The organism is Pseudoalteromonas sp. SR41-7 (genome assembly GCF_014163935.1).
GTDB classification, from domain to species: Bacteria; Pseudomonadota; Gammaproteobacteria; order Enterobacterales; family Alteromonadaceae; genus Pseudoalteromonas; species Pseudoalteromonas distincta.
Genome location: NZ_JACJEF010000003.1, coordinates 316,453 through 334,358, shown reverse-complemented (window position 1 = coordinate 334,358; position 17,906 = coordinate 316,453). Strand labels below are relative to the sequence as shown.

18 protein-coding genes are annotated in these 17,906 nt (G+C 36.3%); 4 read left to right on the top strand and 14 right to left on the bottom strand.

Features of this window, described 5'->3' with window-relative positions; genetic code table 11:
• Positions 1-25: 25 nt before the first annotated feature.
• From H5092_RS06075 to dndA, 11 genes are all read right to left on the bottom strand, one after another.
• The gene (locus H5092_RS06075; protein WP_259398368.1) at positions 26-1,099 is read right to left on the bottom strand and encodes a HipA domain-containing protein; all 1,074 of its coding nucleotides are present in this window, start codon (positions 1,097-1,099) and stop codon (positions 26-28) included.
• A gap of 197 nt (positions 1,100-1,296) precedes the next feature.
• Positions 1,297-1,494: a HipA N-terminal domain-containing protein gene (locus H5092_RS20625; RefSeq protein WP_310736004.1), complete on the bottom strand. Its 198-nt coding sequence runs from the start codon at positions 1,492-1,494 to the stop codon at positions 1,297-1,299.
• A 168-nt stretch (positions 1,495-1,662) separates the two neighbouring features.
• Complete coding sequence (locus tag H5092_RS06065; protein ID WP_182733119.1) at positions 1,663-1,989, bottom strand: helix-turn-helix domain-containing protein; 327 nt, start codon at positions 1,987-1,989, stop codon at positions 1,663-1,665.
• A gap of 256 nt (positions 1,990-2,245) precedes the next feature.
• The gene (locus H5092_RS06060) at positions 2,246-3,121 is read right to left on the bottom strand and encodes a nuclease-related domain-containing protein (RefSeq protein ID WP_007583488.1); all 876 of its coding nucleotides are present in this window, start codon (positions 3,119-3,121) and stop codon (positions 2,246-2,248) included.
• A 255-nt stretch (positions 3,122-3,376) separates the two neighbouring features.
• Complete coding sequence (locus H5092_RS06055) at positions 3,377-3,910, bottom strand: hypothetical protein (RefSeq protein ID WP_259398367.1); 534 nt, start codon at positions 3,908-3,910, stop codon at positions 3,377-3,379.
• Positions 3,910-4,050, bottom strand: coding sequence for a hypothetical protein (locus H5092_RS06050; protein WP_182733118.1), 141 nt, complete (start codon positions 4,048-4,050; stop codon positions 3,910-3,912). The genes H5092_RS06055 and H5092_RS06050 overlap by 1 nt, the downstream gene beginning before the upstream one ends.
• 38 nt (positions 4,051-4,088) lie before the next feature.
• Positions 4,089-4,352 carry a hypothetical protein gene (locus H5092_RS06045; RefSeq protein WP_182733117.1) on the bottom strand — a complete coding sequence of 88 codons (264 nt, stop codon included), beginning with the start codon at positions 4,350-4,352 and terminating at the stop codon, positions 4,089-4,091.
• Positions 4,353-4,412: 60 nt separating this feature from the next.
• A complete protein-coding gene (locus tag H5092_RS06040; protein ID WP_182711920.1) occupies positions 4,413-5,192 on the bottom strand; it encodes a hypothetical protein in 780 nt (259 codons plus the stop codon).
• Position 5,193: 1 nt separating this feature from the next.
• Positions 5,194-5,682, bottom strand: coding sequence for a hypothetical protein (locus H5092_RS06035; protein WP_182711921.1), 489 nt, complete (start codon positions 5,680-5,682; stop codon positions 5,194-5,196).
• On the bottom strand, positions 5,679-6,347 hold the full coding sequence (locus tag H5092_RS06030; RefSeq protein ID WP_182733116.1) for a hypothetical protein: 669 nt from the start codon (positions 6,345-6,347) through the stop codon (positions 5,679-5,681). Before H5092_RS06030 ends, H5092_RS06035 begins: the two co-directional genes overlap by 4 nt.
• A gap of 475 nt (positions 6,348-6,822) precedes the next feature.
• Entirely contained in the window at positions 6,823-7,950 is a 1,128-nt protein-coding gene (gene dndA, locus H5092_RS06025; protein WP_182733115.1) for a cysteine desulfurase DndA, read from the bottom strand.
• Between the two features lie 128 nt (positions 7,951-8,078).
• Between dndA and dndB the strand changes: the two genes are divergently transcribed.
• Genes dndB through dndE form a run of 4 tightly spaced genes read left to right on the top strand, consistent with a single transcriptional unit; the run spans position 8,079 to position 13,128 of the window.
• Positions 8,079-9,173 (top strand): DNA sulfur modification protein DndB, encoded by a 1,095-nt coding sequence (gene dndB, locus H5092_RS06020; protein ID WP_182733114.1) that lies wholly within the window; start codon positions 8,079-8,081, stop codon positions 9,171-9,173.
• On the top strand, positions 9,163-10,830 hold the full coding sequence (gene dndC, locus H5092_RS06015; RefSeq protein ID WP_182733113.1) for a DNA phosphorothioation system sulfurtransferase DndC: 1,668 nt from the start codon (positions 9,163-9,165) through the stop codon (positions 10,828-10,830). The genes dndB and dndC overlap by 11 nt, the downstream gene beginning before the upstream one ends.
• Positions 10,820-12,778 carry a DNA sulfur modification protein DndD gene (dndD, locus tag H5092_RS06010; RefSeq protein WP_182733112.1) on the top strand — a complete coding sequence of 653 codons (1,959 nt, stop codon included), beginning with the start codon at positions 10,820-10,822 and terminating at the stop codon, positions 12,776-12,778. The genes dndC and dndD overlap by 11 nt, the downstream gene beginning before the upstream one ends.
• The gene (dndE, locus tag H5092_RS06005) at positions 12,778-13,128 is read left to right on the top strand and encodes a DNA sulfur modification protein DndE (protein ID WP_182733111.1); all 351 of its coding nucleotides are present in this window, start codon (positions 12,778-12,780) and stop codon (positions 13,126-13,128) included. The genes dndD and dndE overlap by 1 nt, the downstream gene beginning before the upstream one ends.
• A 40-nt stretch (positions 13,129-13,168) precedes the next feature.
• Here the strand turns inward: dndE and H5092_RS06000 are convergent, their stop codons facing one another.
• From H5092_RS06000 to H5092_RS05990, 3 genes are all read right to left on the bottom strand, one after another.
• Positions 13,169-14,212, bottom strand: coding sequence for a DGQHR domain-containing protein (locus tag H5092_RS06000; protein WP_182733110.1), 1,044 nt, complete (start codon positions 14,210-14,212; stop codon positions 13,169-13,171).
• Positions 14,209-14,856: a hypothetical protein gene (locus H5092_RS05995; protein WP_182733109.1), complete on the bottom strand. Its 648-nt coding sequence runs from the start codon at positions 14,854-14,856 to the stop codon at positions 14,209-14,211. Before H5092_RS05995 ends, H5092_RS06000 begins: the two co-directional genes overlap by 4 nt.
• Before the next feature lie 245 nt (positions 14,857-15,101).
• Positions 15,102-17,906, bottom strand: coding sequence for a sigma factor-like helix-turn-helix DNA-binding protein (locus H5092_RS05990; protein WP_182733108.1), 2,805 nt, complete (start codon positions 17,904-17,906; stop codon positions 15,102-15,104).

Below are 17,906 nucleotides of genomic sequence, written 5' to 3'. Positions count from 1 at the left end.
AATGCGTGTATTTATTTTCTAATATTTAAATAAATGCATCCATATTTGGTAGTTGTATTATTTGCTCACTCAGCTTATTTGCAGCTTTATTAATTATTTTTATGCACAAATCAATGTGTGCTAATTCAGCAGAAGATAAGTTATTTTTAACAGCAGAAACTTTAGCCGTATCAATTGCGGCTAATACAGAATTAACGGTTTGACTCATAAGTAGTTGCATCCGTGGTAGTGAAATAGCAAATTCATCAGCAAAATCAGCTAACATGTAAGCTGTAATCTCATTAGTAAAATTGCCTGCACTTTGCGAATTATGCTCACCCACTGACATAGCATAACACCTTGATATTTTGGGCTGTAAATAGCCCATATCACGGTCAATGCTTCCCTGCTCAATAATAGCCTCTATATTTACCAAGTCGTAAAACGGCGTAAGCTCTAAACCATTTTTACCAACAAAAAAACTAATGTTTTTGCCATGAGCATCGTAATTACGTACTAAAATATTAAATGTCATCCAACGAATAAGCTGAGCCTCATACGCTTGTACATTCGTTGTTTTAACACTAAAGAGTTTTGCAAAAGAAACGCCATCTCGAATATAAATACCATCCCCATCATCACCATGCTGACGCTCATATTTATAAGAAGGAGGTAAATTAGTGGCTTGGCAACCATCAATAATATGACGACGTAATACACGGTTTTGATCTTGTGTAACGCGCCTATCAAAGCGATCTATTACAAATACTCTTACATCTGCGTAAGTACGCAACTCAACATGGAGAACATTGAGCCCCGACTCTTTTGCCAAAAGCATGGTAAAAAGTTCATTTACTGCAATGAAAGGAGCGGTACCTGTTTCGAATTTAAAAATTTTATTAGAACATAGCTCCCCTTCACCAAATCCTAATTTACTATCGATTTCGAGTAGGTTTAGTTTGTCTTGAACGCCAGCAACAGAGAGCCGAGTTCGGCCATCCCAATGAGTAATTGGCTCGCCAACTTGTACAAAGCGTTTAAGTTTTTGGCTTAGCTCGTCACTAGGGTCTGCTGTTCTTTCAAGGTTAAATTTGCAGCAGCCTGTTTGGTATTTAGGCAAGGCAGAGCCTATGCAGTGTGGTTATTCCCCATAAATGGGCGATAACGTAGCATTAATGCCAAACAGGCGCTGCCCGAAGGGTTCTTCCTAGGAGCTATTTACTCTTTGTTGCTCGGTTTTTACTTAGCCCACTAGGTTGCAAATCTCGCGTCGCGATTAAATAGCTCCTAGTTTGGACAAATTTTAATCCGCAAAGATCAACAGACCCTAGTTACTTCACGAAAAGATGTTTGCTTTAAAGTACTGTTACTTGCTCTAAACGACAAAGCGCCTGACGTTTCCTCGCCAATTACTTTAATCAAACCAAACGTATTATTTTTAGAGATAGTAGTACTACTTATAATCTCATCAAGACCTTTGCCCTCGGGTAATAAGTTTTGTAAATAATTACGCACATCACGTGAGTCAAAATCACCATTGAGCGGTAAGTGTGGTGAATAGCAAAACCCTTATTAATCCACTCAGGCTCATAGGTAAATGCAATTTCATTTTCAGAGCCTATATCAAGGGCTATCGCACCTATCTTCTGCGTATGCCCAATAAATACATCTAAGCTATTTTTTTTAATACCACAGCTCATCGCTCACCTCATTGTTGTTATTGTGGTGCGACTCGTCATCACTGACAAGGCTAAACGACAACCCCAAGTATTCCATCACTTTGAGTACATTAAAAAACTGCACATTCACATCACCTTTTTCTATTTTTATCAGCGTAGGCTTTGAAATATTAAGTGCTTGCGATACATCAACCAATGTAAGCTTCATGCCTGTTCGCTTTGAAGTAATCGCTTTAGCGAGTCGCACCGACGAAAACGGCTTTGATAGATCAGGCATTTCAGTGCGCTTAACAACTCTTCCAAGTGTTTTTTTTGCTGGTAATTCACTCATTAAAGGTCAACTATAGTTTACTTATACAATTTATTTTAGGGTAGCCCACCCAAAAGTCAAATATAACTTACTTTTAAGTTTGAACGTATATTTACCTTCTATAAGTAAACTTTACTTTATTTATAGAGAGTAAAATAAAACCACAACCCCATAAGTAAAACATAAGTTACTTATGGGAAGTTAATGACATTTTGAGCTTAATAGCCAAGCTAAACACCTGTAGGCGCTCAGCTTGCTCGCGCGAAAAGCGTAGCTTTTAAATTGCCTTACTATCGTTTAAGGCTCGCTGCACCACTTGATAGCAAATAGCACGCTGCTGCTCTTGATTTAAGCTAACTTGTCGCATTGAAAGGATCGTTTTAACTATTTGTTTATGAGAAACGATTGGAAAGATTGGTCTCTGCTTTAGTTCCACAAACCAACCAGGAAAGCATAAAACAGGTAAAACCGGAGTATTAAAACCGGTTGATTCATAAAGCCATTTATTCACCCAATTAGCTTGATTTTGAGCTTGCTCTAATGGCTTGCTTTCAAACCAAGAAGGAAATGCTAAATGATTATTTTCAAATTTAACTTTGTAATTTGTATCGTCTTTTATTCGTTTATGTCTGCCTTTGGTTTCAATAGCAAATATCCCATTTGGCCCAACAACCAAATGATCAATATTAAAACCATCTGCTTGTATATCATGAAATACCTGGTAACCGTGTGACTGTAATTCTATAAGTTCTGAAGCAACTGCCAATTCTGCATCACGTCCTAGTTTTAACTTGATTAAATCGTTAGATTTAAGCCAGAGCTTTCGTGCCACGTAGATTAAACTCAATACGATGACAGTAATTAAAAGGTAATTGATCTTGCCGCTTGCAAACATTTCAGCAATACCTTTAATGGCAAAAGGCATTGTGACTATCAAAGCCGACAAAAAGATTAAACCTATAACATCAAAAATCTTATCATTAACTTGTTCATTGAGTGTTTGCGCGGCAACACGTTTAAGCTTTTTGCGATCTACAGGCAATTTCGCATTTTTCTGATGAAGCCATATTTTGAAAAACAAAACACCTAATAATGAATAAACACTACCAATAACAAATAAAAGGCTTAAACCTTGGTTTAATAAATCATCCATGATGAGTTCCTATAATCACAATGTTTACTTTATACCTTAAAAACAGGTACATGTCGCATTATTCAAACTCACGCTACAAAGCTCACCGAAATACCTGTAGGCGCTCAGCTTGCTCGCGCGAAAAGCGAAGCTTTCAAATTGTAGGTGCGAGTTTACTTCGCGTTTTAACTTTAAATAATTAATACATGGCTATTGAAGTATTTTTACCATCAAAGTTGTATAAAAGAGCTGCAGTAAAGCAGCTCTTTGCCTTCACTACTTGCAAGCTCCTGGTACACGACATGCGCATGAGGTAGGAGCATGGCAAGCATGATCTTCACAACGAGCCATTTGTGCTGATTCATCTGAATACAACTCAGCAGTAGGAAATGGACCAAAGTGCTTCTCATATACCGCTACCGTTTCATCAAATGAGTTTTGTAGTTTAGATTGGTCTTTGTCTCCATAAATTCCAAAATAAGGATAATGATGCAAGTAAAACCCAAATAAAGCATCGCAATCATTACTATAACTTTGCGTATCTAAAATATGCTCATGCCAAAACTTATCAACTAACTTACTCGGAACGAGCGACAGCTTTGGATACCACTTTTTAAGTGATAAAAACTTACGATATTCAAGTTCAGCAAAGTCACACAGCTCTGAACTCCATGTTGCTTCAGCTGATTGCGTTAACTTCCATTTTAATTTTTCAAAATTCAATGCAGAAACGTGAGAATTTAACTGTTCGCGAAAATTGTCACTTACCTGAAAATTAAATAACTGCTCAACTTCAACTAGTTGTTCCATTATTTTTTTCCTTCATTTTTATTTAATTGCTTACCGCGATAACCTTGTACTTTAGCGTACTGCTGATTAACGCCATCAGTCCCTTTATTTGGATTTTGTTGATTCGCTTGATTATTAGCTGGGCTTATTTTTTTAGTCATATTTGCTGCCTTAATTAAGTTTAAGTGAACAATATTATTCACCTTCGCTTTAAATAAGATTCAAGGTTTTTGCGAGCAAGAAGCGCTTTAGGGTGAAAATTTCCATTTATGGATATAAAAATTAAGCGGTAATTGCCTAATTTAAAACGAACCAGGTTAGGAGCGATAGTGAGCTTGCGGCCGCCAATATCTCTATAGTTGCGACCTTGTAAAAGATGGTTATATATTTTTTTAGCTTCTGACATATAGCGGTCAGATTTGCATTTTGGGAAGGTTTTAAATAAACAGTTCATTGATTCCATTATTGTTCTCCAGTTGGTTAACTAAGATCAATAATGACGTTGTGCGGAGCACTGCAAAATCTAATTTAAAATATTTTGTAAATACTCCCATGCTTCATTATTTTCATTTATTTGAGAGTCAATATTAGCGCTTAACTCCTTAAACAGTGGGAGTTTGAGTAGTCGTTTATCAGCAACTTTTTGAAGTATATTTTGCGCTTCAATATATTCTTTGGATTTAAATTTTTTGTCCGATTTAGTATAAGTTTCAATAACACTTTGCCAATTAATACCTCTATCATAAAGTAAGCTCAAAGGAGACAAATCTACATCGTCCGCTTTTAAACGCTGAAAAGGCGAAGGTAACTGATTAGTAAAGAGATCGAAATTCTTATCAAGTAACTTACTTTTTATATTATCAAAAGATGATTGTGACACACCAAAAAACAACATTTCTGTGCTTAGCTCTTTTTTAGCAAACTCATCTAATAGTTTAAACTCACGTTTATCGGTAAATGATTTAGCGATGTAGTAATCTTGAAAAACCTTTTTTGTACCCGCTGTTCCTATTAATGAATATAGGCACAGTGCGTTATATACAGTAGCTCTTCTTCCTCTAATAACTCTATGCTCCACTCGCTTGCTAAATTGAACCTCTTTGGTTGAAATGACAGCCTTTCGATATTCAAGTGTTGAGCTATTCGAAACATGCGTATCTTCAGATTTTTTATGCCCTTTTGTAAAAATATTATTTAGCGCGTCATGTAGTTCTTTTGGTAACGTATCTGAGTAACTTTGCTTAATATATAAATTAGCAATTTGGGTGATAGATTCAACTTCAGTATCAACAGGCTCTATCATCTTAATAAACTCTCCGACACAAAATATCTCTAAGCTCAGAGCGTTCGTAGTATTCGTCATCAGCACTAGATATGAGTTTACTTACCCCTTCCATACCTTTTTTGCAACTATAGTATCGCTTAGGTCTTCGGTAACTATCTGTAGCAGTTACAACCTCTCTGTCGTAGCGGTTATAAACTGCATTAATAGCTCCTAAGCAAACCCCCATTTTAATTGCTTCAAGCTTTGATAAGCTAAATATACCTAACAAGCTATTTTTATCTTCCACAACTTCTGAGCATGCATCTGCAATATTATAAACTTTTTTTGCTTTAACTAATGCTTCACCAGCGCACTCCCCAAGCTCGATAAATTGTTTTTTATTAAACAATACGAAACTCTTTTCTTCTACTTTTGAATACTCGTCACAACCATAAGGTAACTCACTTTTAGCAAAGCTAGGCAGTGAAAATAAAAGTAGTATGAAAGTAAAAATAATAGAAAATCTCATTGTTTAAGCCCCTTTCTGCAAAATCTAAAGGCATACCAAATGATCCCTGCAGATATAAAAGTATCAATAATTAAAAATATTTCGTAATTTGCACTCTCCTCAAATATTTCGAATGCACTAAATAAATCCATCCCTTGAGCAGCCCCAACAAAAGCAATACAAAGTATTGAAAAAAGAAAATAATAAATATTTAAAAGAACAGCATGAAATAGCGAATTAGATGCCATAGCAAACCAATAGCGCTTAATAGGGTAAGCCTTTATATTGACCTTCAAAGAATTTAAATTAAATAAAATTAAGCCAATTAATAGCACTCTCGAAAAACGTTCTAATGGAGTTATACTGCTGTAACTGCCGATCCCATTAATAAGCTCTTTATCGTGGGGTAAGTAAAGATAAAAAATGAAAAGAAATGCACATACTAAAAAAGTAGCTATATGCAACATGCAGCTAAAAATACCTATTGGTTGATCCCTAAAAGTATACAAACCTCTGGGATTTGCTAGCTTCCAACTTTTACGTTTTTTATTTAAAAATGACGATTCATCTTTAGTGAGTGAAACAAACTGGTATTTGTTTTCATCTGTATACGAAGAGTTATTTGCTGGCTCTTGAGCTGAAGAAGGGTTAGCAGTATATTTTTTATCTGTAGTAGCGGATTGCATCTACTGTCCTTGTAAATAATTTTTACTAATTAAAACAATATACTTCTGAAACACAATCACTTACAAGTGATTTAGATAATATTCCAAAATTTTACTTTCTTGCGGTAGCTATGATTTTATATCACGTGTTAGTTTTTAACTTTAAGTAACTGGAGTGCCCCTCGAACTTCACTGCGCTCAGCTTGCTCGCGCGAAAAGCGTAGCTTTTAAAATAATTTACTTATATCGCGTTGGCGATGGCAACCAAAGAGAAGTAACCGCCGACTTCTCTTTGGAATCTCTCGGCGCCCCTCAATTTCACTTATCTTTAAACACTAAATTAATATGAACGTAAACGCGATGAAAGCACATCCATGTGCAAGCATCGCTTTACTCGCATCCATGCGAGGTAATTATTCATTAATTATGTGTTTGCAAGTGAAGTTGAAGGGGAGAATTGTCTTAGCTACAGTGCTAACAATTAACTAAATCAACATCACAACTTTAACTGTTCCAACTTTTCAACTATTTCAGTAATAGGTAATGACTCTGTCATATGACCCCATGAAACTCTTATTGCACCGGCAATACGTTTTTCATCCAATTGCATTGCAGTTAAAACATGTGAAGGTGTGTAACTTGATGATGTACACGCAGAGCCATTAGATACAGCCGCGATCCCTTTTAACATAACCATTGCCGCCTCAGAGTTAATACCTGGGACGGAAAAGTTAAGCACAAAGGGTGATGTATTCTCACCGTTGTATTGCGCATCAAGAGTATTTAAAGCTGCGATCAATTCATCTTTTAATTTTTGTGCATGTTTTTGCCATGCTAAAGCATTTTTTTGTGCTATTTCACAAGCTAAACCAAAACCTGCAATTAGTGGTACCGCTAAGGTGCCTGGGCGTAGTCCTTTTTCTTGCCCACCGCCAAACATAATTGGTTTTAATGGCGGTTTTAAAAAGCCACGCTTTCGCATGATTAAGGCACCAACACCTTTAGGAGCATACACTTTATGTCCGCTTGCGCTAATTAAATCAATGCGTTTATTTTTTAAATCGTCGCTCAACTTTCCAAAACTCTGAGCCGCATCGATATGTAAAAATGCTGAATGTAACTCAAGTGCATCGCAAATATCAGTGATAGGCTGTATTGAGCCTGTTTCGTTATTCACATGCATAATCGAAACAAGTAGCGTATCTTCTCGCAATAACTGTTTGAGGTTATCGGAGTCAACAACACCACTCTCATCAACTTCTAAAAAGCTAACTTCAAAGCCATTTTTAACTAAATACTCCATAGGCTCCAATACAGCTTTATGTTCAATTCGAGTAGTAATTATATGCTTTTTAGATTCTTGTTCACCAAATTCACGTAACCCAAGAATTGCAATGTTATTACTCTCGGTTGCACCACTAGTAAAAATAACTTCTGATTTATCAGCATCCACAACTTCAGCTACTTGTTTACGTGCTTTTTCAACAGATTTTTTAGCATTAGCACCAAACTCATGTGTGCGGCTTCCTGCATTGCCATATTCCTCGGTCATTAGTAAATAAACTAAATCGGCGACTGGCTTTAGTGCAGGGGTTGTTGCATTCGAATCTAAATAAACTGTCATAAATTCCCTAAAATTAGTGGCTCCGGTAAAGACATGCCTACATTAGTCATGTATGATACCGCACTGAGTTGTTCGCACGAACAAAAAGCTTTGTTCGTGCGAACAAAAACAAAACAGAAAGTTATCACATGAACAAAATAATATCTGGTACATCTCTCATAGCCAATAAAGGCATACAAGCAGGTAATGAATTTTACGTTGTTATGTGTTCTTTAAAAAGACTTAAACGAATTTTTTCATTAGATGAACAAACACTTCCAGTAGAAAGGCGTTCACAACGATTAATCAATGAAGATCGTATACCTCAGATAGCAAAATATATTTTAGATAATAGAGACAACTATGTATTTTCTTCTATTACAGCCTGTATTCAAGGAAGAAGTGAATTTGAACCTTTTACCAATGAAGATGTGTTTGCTAATAGCGGGAAATTGCTTATTGATGAGGATGCAGAAGTATTCATCGTAGATGGTCAACATAGAACTGTTGCTATACTTGCTGCTATCGAACAAGATAAGTCTCTAGAAAATGAAACCATTTCTGTAGTTATTTATCCTGATAAAAACCTAGAACAACGTCAGAATATGTTTTCAGATCTTAATCAGCATGCGATCAAAGTTGATGAGTCTTTGCAAAAAACCTATGGCACTAATCCTGATGAACTTCTCTCTAAAAATATAATTTTTAATAGCCCAATACTTTCTAAACTAGTCCATTTAGAAAAAAGTAGACTTAGCTCTCGTTCGAAAAAACTTATCACTCACAGTGGTTTAAATAAAGCGACTAAAGAATTGTTTTCAAACATAAATAATAATAACTACGACTCGCTAATCCCAAAAGCAATAGAGTTTTGGGAATGTGTGGCTAATAACCTCCCTGCTTGGCAACTAGTGTTAAATGACAAAGTAGCTAGTAGTGAGCTACGAGACCAAAGTATTCATCCTTATTCCGTAACCTTGCATGCTATTGGTATTGTTGGTTGTTGGTTGTTAATAAACGATAAAAAATGGAAAGCAAAATTACGTCAATTCCAAGAGATAAACTGGGAAAGATCAAATCATCAAGATTGGGATGGGCGCTGTATTATTAACGGCAGTATGAAAAACTCTTCCGTTGCAGCCAGCTTAACAGCAATAAGAATAAAACAAATAATGAATATCCAGCTCTCTCCTAAAGAAATAGCACAAGAAAATAAATTTAAAGAGGCAAAAAATGAGTTCTGATCCAGTTATACAGAACAAATCTGCATTTACCCAAAAAGGGTTAAAAGACGTAATCAGAGAATCTATCGATCACGTTAAAATGCTATACAAGAGTGATCAAATCCCATGGGTAATTGGCTACAGTGGCGGCAAAGATTCAACTGCTATACTGCAGTTGATTTGGTATGCCCTACAAGAGCTAGCTCAAGAAGGTAAATGCGAAAAAAAAGTACATGTAATAAGCACCGACACTCTAGTAGAAAACCCAATAGTTGCTATGTGGGTAGGAAAATCGTTGGAGCGAATGAAAGAACAAGCCGATGCACAAGGCTTGCCTATAGTGCCACACCGCCTTACTCCTGCAGTAAAAGACCGTTTTTGGGTTAACTTAATCGGTAAGGGTTACCCTGCTCCTCGTTATAAATTTAGATGGTGTACAGACCGCCTAAAAATATCGCCATCAAATACATTTATTCAAAACATGGCTGATAAAAATGGCGAAGCCCTTTTAGTACTTGGTACGCGTAAAGCTGAAAGTACAGCACGTGCTGCAAGTATGGATCGCTTCGAAAGCTCGACCACTAATACACGAAAAGCGCTTGGCTTGACCGAAAACGGTTCACTTGAGCGAGTTTGGGTTTATACACCTATTGCGAGCTGGAGTAACGATGATGTGTGGGTGTACTTAAATAGTGTAAATAACCCGTGGAATTTCCCAAATCATGATTTAATGGGCATGTATCAGGGTGCAACTGAAGGCGGTGAATGCCCGCTTGTAGTAGATAAATCGACGCAGAGCTGTGGCGATAGCCGTTTTGGTTGCTACGTTTGTACAATGGTATCTGAAGATAAATCAATGAATGCCATGATTGCCAACGACGATGAAAAAGAGTGGATGTATCCACTTGTAGCGCTTCGTAACGAAATTGAAGTTAACGACTCTAACCGTGCTAAAAAAATTGAAAAGCTAACACGAGATAAAGCTAATCGCGACTTCAGACGTATGAATGGCAATTTAACTGTACATATATCTAAACATGGCGCCGATTTAGTACCAGGTCCTTACATACAAAAATTTAGAGAACACTTACTTGGCAAAGTTTTAGAAGCACAGCTTGCAGTGCAACAACTTGGGCCTGATGAAGTAAAAAACTTGGAGCTTTTACCATTAGAAGATCTTGAAGAAATACGCCGAATTTGGCTTGAAGAAAAGCACGAAGCTGAAGATAGCGTGCCTAAAATTTACCAAAATGTATTCAAAAAGCCTTATCCAGGTAAGCAACGCGCACACCACCCTATTCTTAATTTAGACGTACTTAATAAATTAAAAGCGCATTGCCAAGAACAAGGCGACGAAGATGGTTTGTTATATCAACAAATGCGTGCGGTTATGAGTATTGCTAACAAACATAAAAACCAACTGCGTAGAGCAAAACTATCTGATGAGCTTACACAGAGTTTAGATAAAGGCGCATTTAACAATTTATTTGAAGCAAAGCAATTTGCATTAGAACGCGAACGCCATCGCTTACAAATACAACTAAACAATTCTCCTAATTTAACTGAAGATGATAAAGCTGCAATTCAAGAAAAAATCATCATGGTAACTAAATCGATTAAAGAACAAGGCTACAGCTCGCTATTAATCGATTTTGAAGAGGTACAAGATGATAATTAAACAACTCACCCTTGAAAACTTTGGTATTTATCAGGGTCGTCACGAAGTCAATTTGAGTACATCTGCAGATAAACCAATTATTCTTTTTGGTGGCTTAAATGGTGGTGGTAAAACAACCTTTCTAGATGCGTTGCAACTTGTGCTTTACGGTAAGCATGCCAAATGCTCTAACCGAGGTCATCAGTCATACGGTAACTATTTAATAAGTACCAAAAATCGTTATGTGGGTAACGACGATACAGTTGAAATTTCACTAACGTTTACTCACACAACTGATACAACAACTAACGAGTTTGTTATTGTTCGAAGTTGGAAAACAAATACAAAAGACGTAAAAGATAAAGTGGTAGTTTATTGTAATCAGCAAGAAGATTCTCATTTGAGCCAATACTGGGATGAGTTTGTAAACGAATTTATTCCACTTAGTTTGTCTGATTTATTCTTTTTTGATGGCGAAAAAATAGAAAATTTAGCACACCCAGACAGAAGTGCTGATTTAATTAAAACGGGTATAGAAAATTTACTTGGGCTTGACCTACTCTCTCAGCTGCAAATTGATTTAAATAATGTAGAGCGTAAACGTAAAAGTGAAAACCTAGATACAACCGCAGTAGCCAAAGTCGAAGCGCTTGAAGCAGAAATAACTGAGCAGACAACTATTGTATCAGCCTTTAAAACTGACATTGCTAACTTAGAAAAACGTGCCAGTGATACTAACTTGAGTATTAATAAAGCCCGACAAAAAGTAAGAAGTGCAGGCGCTCATTTAATTGAAGAGCGCGACATTATAAAGTTTGAACTCGGCGCGATTGAAGAAAAACTCAAAGCAAATTTAGCTGAACGTGTAAAGCTAGATGCCGGATGCGGACCACTTGGTTTAATATCCAATTTAATATCAAGCACAAAAGCACAAATTAAAAAAGAAGAACAGGCAGTACAAGCGAATGTTATTCAAAGTGCTATTACAGAGTACGAAGCCACAATTACACAAACACTAGTTAATGAAAACGTACCAGAAAGCGCGCTTAAAGCACTCAGTAATAAAATGGCCACTATGGCCACAGAGCGCGAAGAACTAGCAAGCACAGAGTGTTATATTGCTAGTAACATCGCTATTTTTAATGGTCTTGATGAAAAAATTGAACTAGATAAGTTAGAGCGTTCAAACTTGCTAAAAGCTCGCGAAGAATTATTTGAACAACAAGCGCTATTTAATAAAAAGCTTGAATCAATACCTGATTACGAGACTGTTCAGCATTTACTTAGCGAACTAGCCGGGCTTGAAGTCGAGCTAAAAAACAACTTTGTTTTAATCAAACAAAAACAGCAGTTGTTACAGCAAGCACAAGCGCGTGACGAAGTATTAAACACTCGCTATGCAAACTTGCTAACCCAACAAAGCAAAGACACGTTTGAACAAAAACGTTCAATTCAAGTCGCTGATCATATTGGTAAACTTAAAAATACCATGAAGTCATTTGCTGATGAGCTAATACGTGAAAATGTAACAGGGCTTGAAGAGCACATTGCCGCTAAGTTTTTTGATCTTTCTCGTAAAAACAACTTAATTACCGGTGTTAAAATTTGCCCTGATTCATTCAAACTTACGTTACTCGATACCAATAATAACCCAATGTCGCCAAGCCGCTTATCGGCAGGTGAAAGGCAGTTACTTGCTATCGCAATTTTATGGGGATTAGCAGAAGCATCTGGCAAAGAAATTCCAACCGTGATCGACACACCACTTGGGCGCTTAGATGGTAAACACCGTACTAAGCTTATTAATAACTACTTCCCTAAAGCGTCAAGCCAAGTAATTTTGCTATCGACCGACGAAGAAATAACTGGGCAATACTACACGCAATTAAAGCCTGCTATTTGCCGTGAATACCACATTAGTTATAACGAGCAAGAACAAACCTCAACCTTTACTGAGGGGTACTTTTAATGAATACCACACTCCATACAATTGACTCTATTAAGCTCTCTGAAAAACAAAAGCAACAACTCGTTCGCTTAAAAAGTAAAACAGGTATCGAAAACTGGAACGTATTGTGTCGCTGGGCGCTTTGTATGTCACTCGCTGAAGATTCAATCCCCCCGGTCGAGGAGATCCCCTCAGACAGTAACGTGGAAATGAGCTGGAAAGTGTTTGCCGGTGAATATGCCGATGTATATTTAGCAGTTCTGCGTGAGGCTTATCAAAAACAAAGTGCACACCTTGTAGGGGTGCTCTTTGCTGATTTTGTTAAGTTGCATTTGAATCGAGGTATAACCTATTACTTGAAAGTTTCATAAAATAATAATGTGGCTTCCTAATGTAAGCCACTTTTTAAAGTCACCTCACAGCTCGCTCAATGAGCTTTGATAATTCTGTAACATAAGTTTCATTAGAACCAAAATAAGTAGATGTCAGTTCCTTCTTTTCTTCTTTAAGAATAAGTTTGAATTTTTCAAAGGTTTTTATAAAGAACTCCTCAGAAAGATCATTTTGCTCCTTACCTACCTTATAAATCTCAGGGAATGCTTTAATTACTGCGCCATAACCAATACCTTTAGAAAGAATTGATTTTTCTGGATGATTCCATTCATAAGTAAATACTTTCGATATCGCTTTAAAAAGGTTGAGAACGATTTTAAAAATCACATCATCTTTGTCATTTCTAAAATAATCATTAAATGGAAGATTTTCTACAGGTAAATCCTCACCATTCTTTATTCTTATAAGATAATCATCGGGTTTATTTGTTATGAGAGTCACTAACCTTTTGACAAAAGTTCCTTGCGATAATGAAGCATTTACACCTCCTCCTTTTCCAAGCATTTTTAATCTATTTTGAAACGGTGAGTCTTCTAATTTATTGAAGCTGCGTGCAATCTCATGACAGGTCTTTTGAGGGCTCCGCTTCTTCATTACTGCGAAAAGATCATAGATCAAAGATGGAGAAACTCTAGTTTGCTTACTATTAATAATAGAAAAAATGTAAGCTTTCTGTTCTTCGGTTGCATCTTTTATAAACACAATAGGTAATTCAAATTTATCAATATTATCAGAATTAGATATCCCTTTTATCCTATGTTGCCCATCTAGTATATCAGCAATTTTAGCTTTATTTTCTATGGTTACTGTACCATCGCTTTCGAAAGTTAGATGTTCTGAGTCAATAGCAAGTATTATCGGTGTAGGAAAAGTAGCATCGGGATCATTACAATACTTTTTTATTTCCTCTATTCTAGGTTTTGAATCCACACGCTGAGTCCCCTCCCCATCTTCATTTCGCTCTTTTACATCCATTATTTTAGAAACAAAACTTGCTGGCATACTCAACATGTAGAATGTTCCCGCAGGTTGAGTGAACTCGATATATTTAAAATTGTTCATAATTTTGTTCCTGTGCCATCCGATTTTAAATCTGAAGCAGAGCTGCTTAGGCTACTAATTTCATAACTTTCTTTGTACAAATAATCATCATTAATATAGTTACGATCAATAACAGTCCTAACTCTAATTTTGCTAGTGTATTCAGAGCTATTTTTTAAAATTGTTGACCACCTACTTTCCATGTTGCGTTTTGGTGTAGCAACTAAAGCAATCCTTCCGTCAGCTTGTTGGTAAGTTATAACTCCTAGCCCCAATTCAATATCCCCTTCTTCGTCATCGGCTAAGATAACAGAAACAACGGAGTCCTTTTGCAAATTAATATTCTCTTTAGGGTGGAGTATGATCTTAGCGTTTGAGCCATCGTTTATACTACAAATACTTAATAGTGGAGGTAGTTCACCAATATTAAATAATGAATTGCAATATTTATTTAACTGTTTTACCGCAAGCGATAGGGCTATCAAAGTAAGTATTATAACGGCTAACAGTAGCCAGATTGAGGCCCAAAAAGTGTAAGCCTCAAATTGCCCCGTCATTTTCACACCAAAGGTAGACATAGCTGTAAGCGCTAAGCCCACAATTCCAACAGGTATTGAATACTGCTTTATAAAAGCCTCACTAATAAAGTTTTTACTTTTGTACATCTTACTATTCTCCTTAATAAAGCAACCCTAGCACACTGTATTCTAACCAATTTACCTTCTGATTTAAGGTAAACATCACCTTTACCATTAAGTATTTCCGCGCCTTGCTCATTAAGGATTACAAGGCTTTTAGTGCCATTGTTCACACGAAGTGCAAATTGTGCGGGGAGGTTAAAACGTAAATTTGTGCTGATTACATCACCACTTGGTTTTTGTATAGTAATAGCTAAAATAACTAACTACTTTTACTCTTTAAACCAAAGTCGCTGTTCTTTGTAATACTTCGCACCTTCGTTTTTCAAAATGCCCGTTACTGTTGTATCTGTATCTATACCGGTTAAAGCATGCACTTTTGCATTAATCTTATTGATATTCATAGGTTCGGTCATTTCATCCAATATTTTTCTTACAGCCTGTGCATTTGTATAACGACGAGTGTCATCCCCCCACTCCGCAAGCCCGAGGAACATAGAGCGACCAAGGTAAAAACGCGCATCCTGTTGAGCTAAGCTTAGTAAGGTATAGCTTTCTGGTAATTCTAAACCTAAGTTTATTTTATCAAAAAAGTCTTCGACCTCAGTAACATGAATACCTTTTTGTTCATTTTTCAAGTAGCTATGCAGCGCATCTAAGTACTGAGTGATATTTTTAGGGTCAATATTTATGTCTCTTTCGTAAAGCCCCCATGTATCAGGGCCTACTTGTAGCATTCTCTCAGTTGGCTGAATTTGTAAAGAGTCATGCACTCCCCTTACAACCTCTAACCGGGCCTTAATTTCTTTACCTTTTAATGGCTTTCCTGCGTCTTCCAATATTTTTGTAAAAGCATCAGCCATATCAACGCGATCTGTTGGCTTTTGCCCAGAGTCTGCTCTTGCCCAAACATTTTTATTTAAATATGTTAGTTCTACACAATCTTCAAGAATTATATTTAAAATATACATATCGAGATCTTTAGGTAATGCTGGGAATTTTTCTTTTAAATATGTAAGCAACTCTGTCACATGCCACTGTTTTGCTAAAGGCCCTTCGTAAAGCGTTTTGGCAACAACTGTGCGAATATGGTTGCATATTAAGTCTGAAATAGGATTAAATTTAGGTAGACCGTAAGTACCACGGCCAAAAAGTTTAGCTCCAAGCTTTGCTAGCGAATTATGTGCGGTTCTTACATCCACTTTTTTACCTAGCAACGCAGATGCCCTATCCGCTAGTTCACTATAGTGCAATGGTGATTCTGCTTGCTGCAACACAGTAAAAACAGCACTTTCGCTAGACTTGCCATAAGCAATTAAGACATCATTCTCAGAATTGAACTGTAAAATACCACTAAAAGTGTCCAATAGAACAGATAACAACTCTATCGCTCCTTTACTTTCTAATTCTGCTTTAAATATTAGTTTTATATCTTCTCTAGTCCAACGGTACTCACCTGCTTTAGCTTTTAGAGACTTTCTAAAACCACTGATAAGGCTATCCCACTCATCCTGGCTAATCCTCGAAATTACTACAGCACCATTTATAGTTAATAGCTGTATTTGATTCTCTGAGAAAAGTTCAATAATTGCCGCTAGGTGTTGATAATTTCCGATAAAACCTGAGAACCAATCATCTTCAACTTCAAGCATTTCTAAGTATAAAGGTTGGTCCCTATCGATTAATAGATTACCAATTTTTATCGCAATACAGTCATCCCAATATTCAGTATCTATAATTTTATTGATATTTTTTTTCTGTATTTGCCGTATACGCTCTCTTGTAACACCAACTAACTGCCCGACCTCTTCTAAGGTTTTTATTGGTTCTTTATAACCAGTGCGGTATTCAAGAACAAGTCTCGCGTTTTCACTTAACAATGCTAATGAATTTTCAAAGTGTTGTTTAAGTGGAACTTGCTTAATATGCTCAAATGTATAATCTCCCGATTGATTCTCATATTCTGAAGTAAGTCCATTTATTACATTTTCTTGTTCTGTTAAGTTGATATTTTTTGATGAAGGATTTGGAAGCTGAAAAGTTAACTTTGTAGCGCTTGCTATTAATAGTTCACATAAATCCTTTGCTGATTTTTTCCCAAAATTAGGCCATTTCAGCATATCCGTAAGTCTTATACCAATAGCATCTTTTAAACAAAAAATATCTTGAATGCTAAATACATTACTCGTTCTAACAGTTAAACCTAATTGGCTAATATGTGCGTTTAAGATAGGTATTGGAAGTATTGGTATAAGCTGACTTGGGTCCTCTGTATCTATTGATAGCTTAAGTTGTTCAAACCTTATTAAATCTAACTCACGGCTAACTTGATCAGTAAGCTCATGCCTCTTTTCTAAATACGTTTTGTCATCAAAAATAAGTAACTTTAAACATTCACTTTCCAAACTAGGGTTTTCATCTTGTAATACTTTTAACCAACCAGTAAATTCTTTTTTCGCACTTAACGCATAAAACAAACCATTACTAGTTTTTCCGAATATTTTATTTGATGATGAATGACTATAATCGGTATCTTTACAATGCCTATTCAGTTCAACGTTTAAAACACTAATTGGTTTTTTTGCACCGAAACTGAAAAGGTTACGATCTATAATATGTCCGTAGATCTCCTCTTTAGACATAGATTGAGATGTTGCTTCCAACACCTCTAAAGCCGCAGAAGCAATCGTATGATCTCCTTCTGCCTTAAAGCTGGTTTCCTGTACTGTATTTTCCAATACAGGGAGATCATCTTCTATCTCAATATCGTAACCAAAGCCGGATAGCAATTGATAAAGAGGTATTTTACTATTATTAACGACAGTATTACTTGTTCGGTACTCTGTAGGTAAAGCCCACTTTACACTTGAAGAAACAAGTATGCTTTCCTTGAAGTGCTCAACCTCATCATAGCCAGGTACTTTTGGACGCATAAAACCAATATGTATAATACCGACCTTATTAAAAATTTTTTCGTTGCTCCACAAAGTGTAGATCGAGTTAAGCTCTCGATGAACCGTCACATCAACAGCACCATTATCACTCACAATACAAAAAAACATCTTTAGTGCTGACAT

Coding starts and splice junctions, on each gene's coding strand:
- H5092_RS06065 (WP_182733119.1), bottom strand. CDS start 1,989: ATGAGTGAATTACCAGCAAAAAAAACACTTGGAAGAGTTGTTAAGCGC.
- dndC (WP_182733113.1), top strand. CDS start 9,163: ATGAGTTCTGATCCAGTTATACAGAACAAATCTGCATTTACCCAAAAA.
- H5092_RS06030 (WP_182733116.1), bottom strand. CDS start 6,347: ATGCAATCCGCTACTACAGATAAAAAATATACTGCTAACCCTTCTTCA.
- H5092_RS06060 (WP_007583488.1), bottom strand. CDS start 3,121: ATGGATGATTTATTAAACCAAGGTTTAAGCCTTTTATTTGTTATTGGT.
- dndD (WP_182733112.1), top strand. CDS start 10,820: ATGATAATTAAACAACTCACCCTTGAAAACTTTGGTATTTATCAGGGT.
- H5092_RS06040 (WP_182711920.1), bottom strand. CDS start 5,192: ATGATAGAGCCTGTTGATACTGAAGTTGAATCTATCACCCAAATTGCT.
- H5092_RS06035 (WP_182711921.1), bottom strand. CDS start 5,682: ATGAGATTTTCTATTATTTTTACTTTCATACTACTTTTATTTTCACTG.
- H5092_RS06045 (WP_182733117.1), bottom strand. CDS start 4,352: ATGGAATCAATGAACTGTTTATTTAAAACCTTCCCAAAATGCAAATCT.
- H5092_RS05990 (WP_182733108.1), bottom strand. CDS start 17,906: ATGTCAGCACTAAAGATGTTTTTTTGTATTGTGAGTGATAATGGTGCT.
- H5092_RS06050 (WP_182733118.1), bottom strand. CDS start 4,050: ATGACTAAAAAAATAAGCCCAGCTAATAATCAAGCGAATCAACAAAAT.
- dndA (WP_182733115.1), bottom strand. CDS start 7,950: ATGACAGTTTATTTAGATTCGAATGCAACAACCCCTGCACTAAAGCCA.
- H5092_RS06055 (WP_259398367.1), bottom strand. CDS start 3,910: ATGGAACAACTAGTTGAAGTTGAGCAGTTATTTAATTTTCAGGTAAGT.
- H5092_RS05995 (WP_182733109.1), bottom strand. CDS start 14,856: ATGTACAAAAGTAAAAACTTTATTAGTGAGGCTTTTATAAAGCAGTAT.
- dndE (WP_182733111.1), top strand. CDS start 12,778: ATGAATACCACACTCCATACAATTGACTCTATTAAGCTCTCTGAAAAA.
- dndB (WP_182733114.1), top strand. CDS start 8,079: ATGAACAAAATAATATCTGGTACATCTCTCATAGCCAATAAAGGCATA.
- H5092_RS06000 (WP_182733110.1), bottom strand. CDS start 14,212: ATGAACAATTTTAAATATATCGAGTTCACTCAACCTGCGGGAACATTC.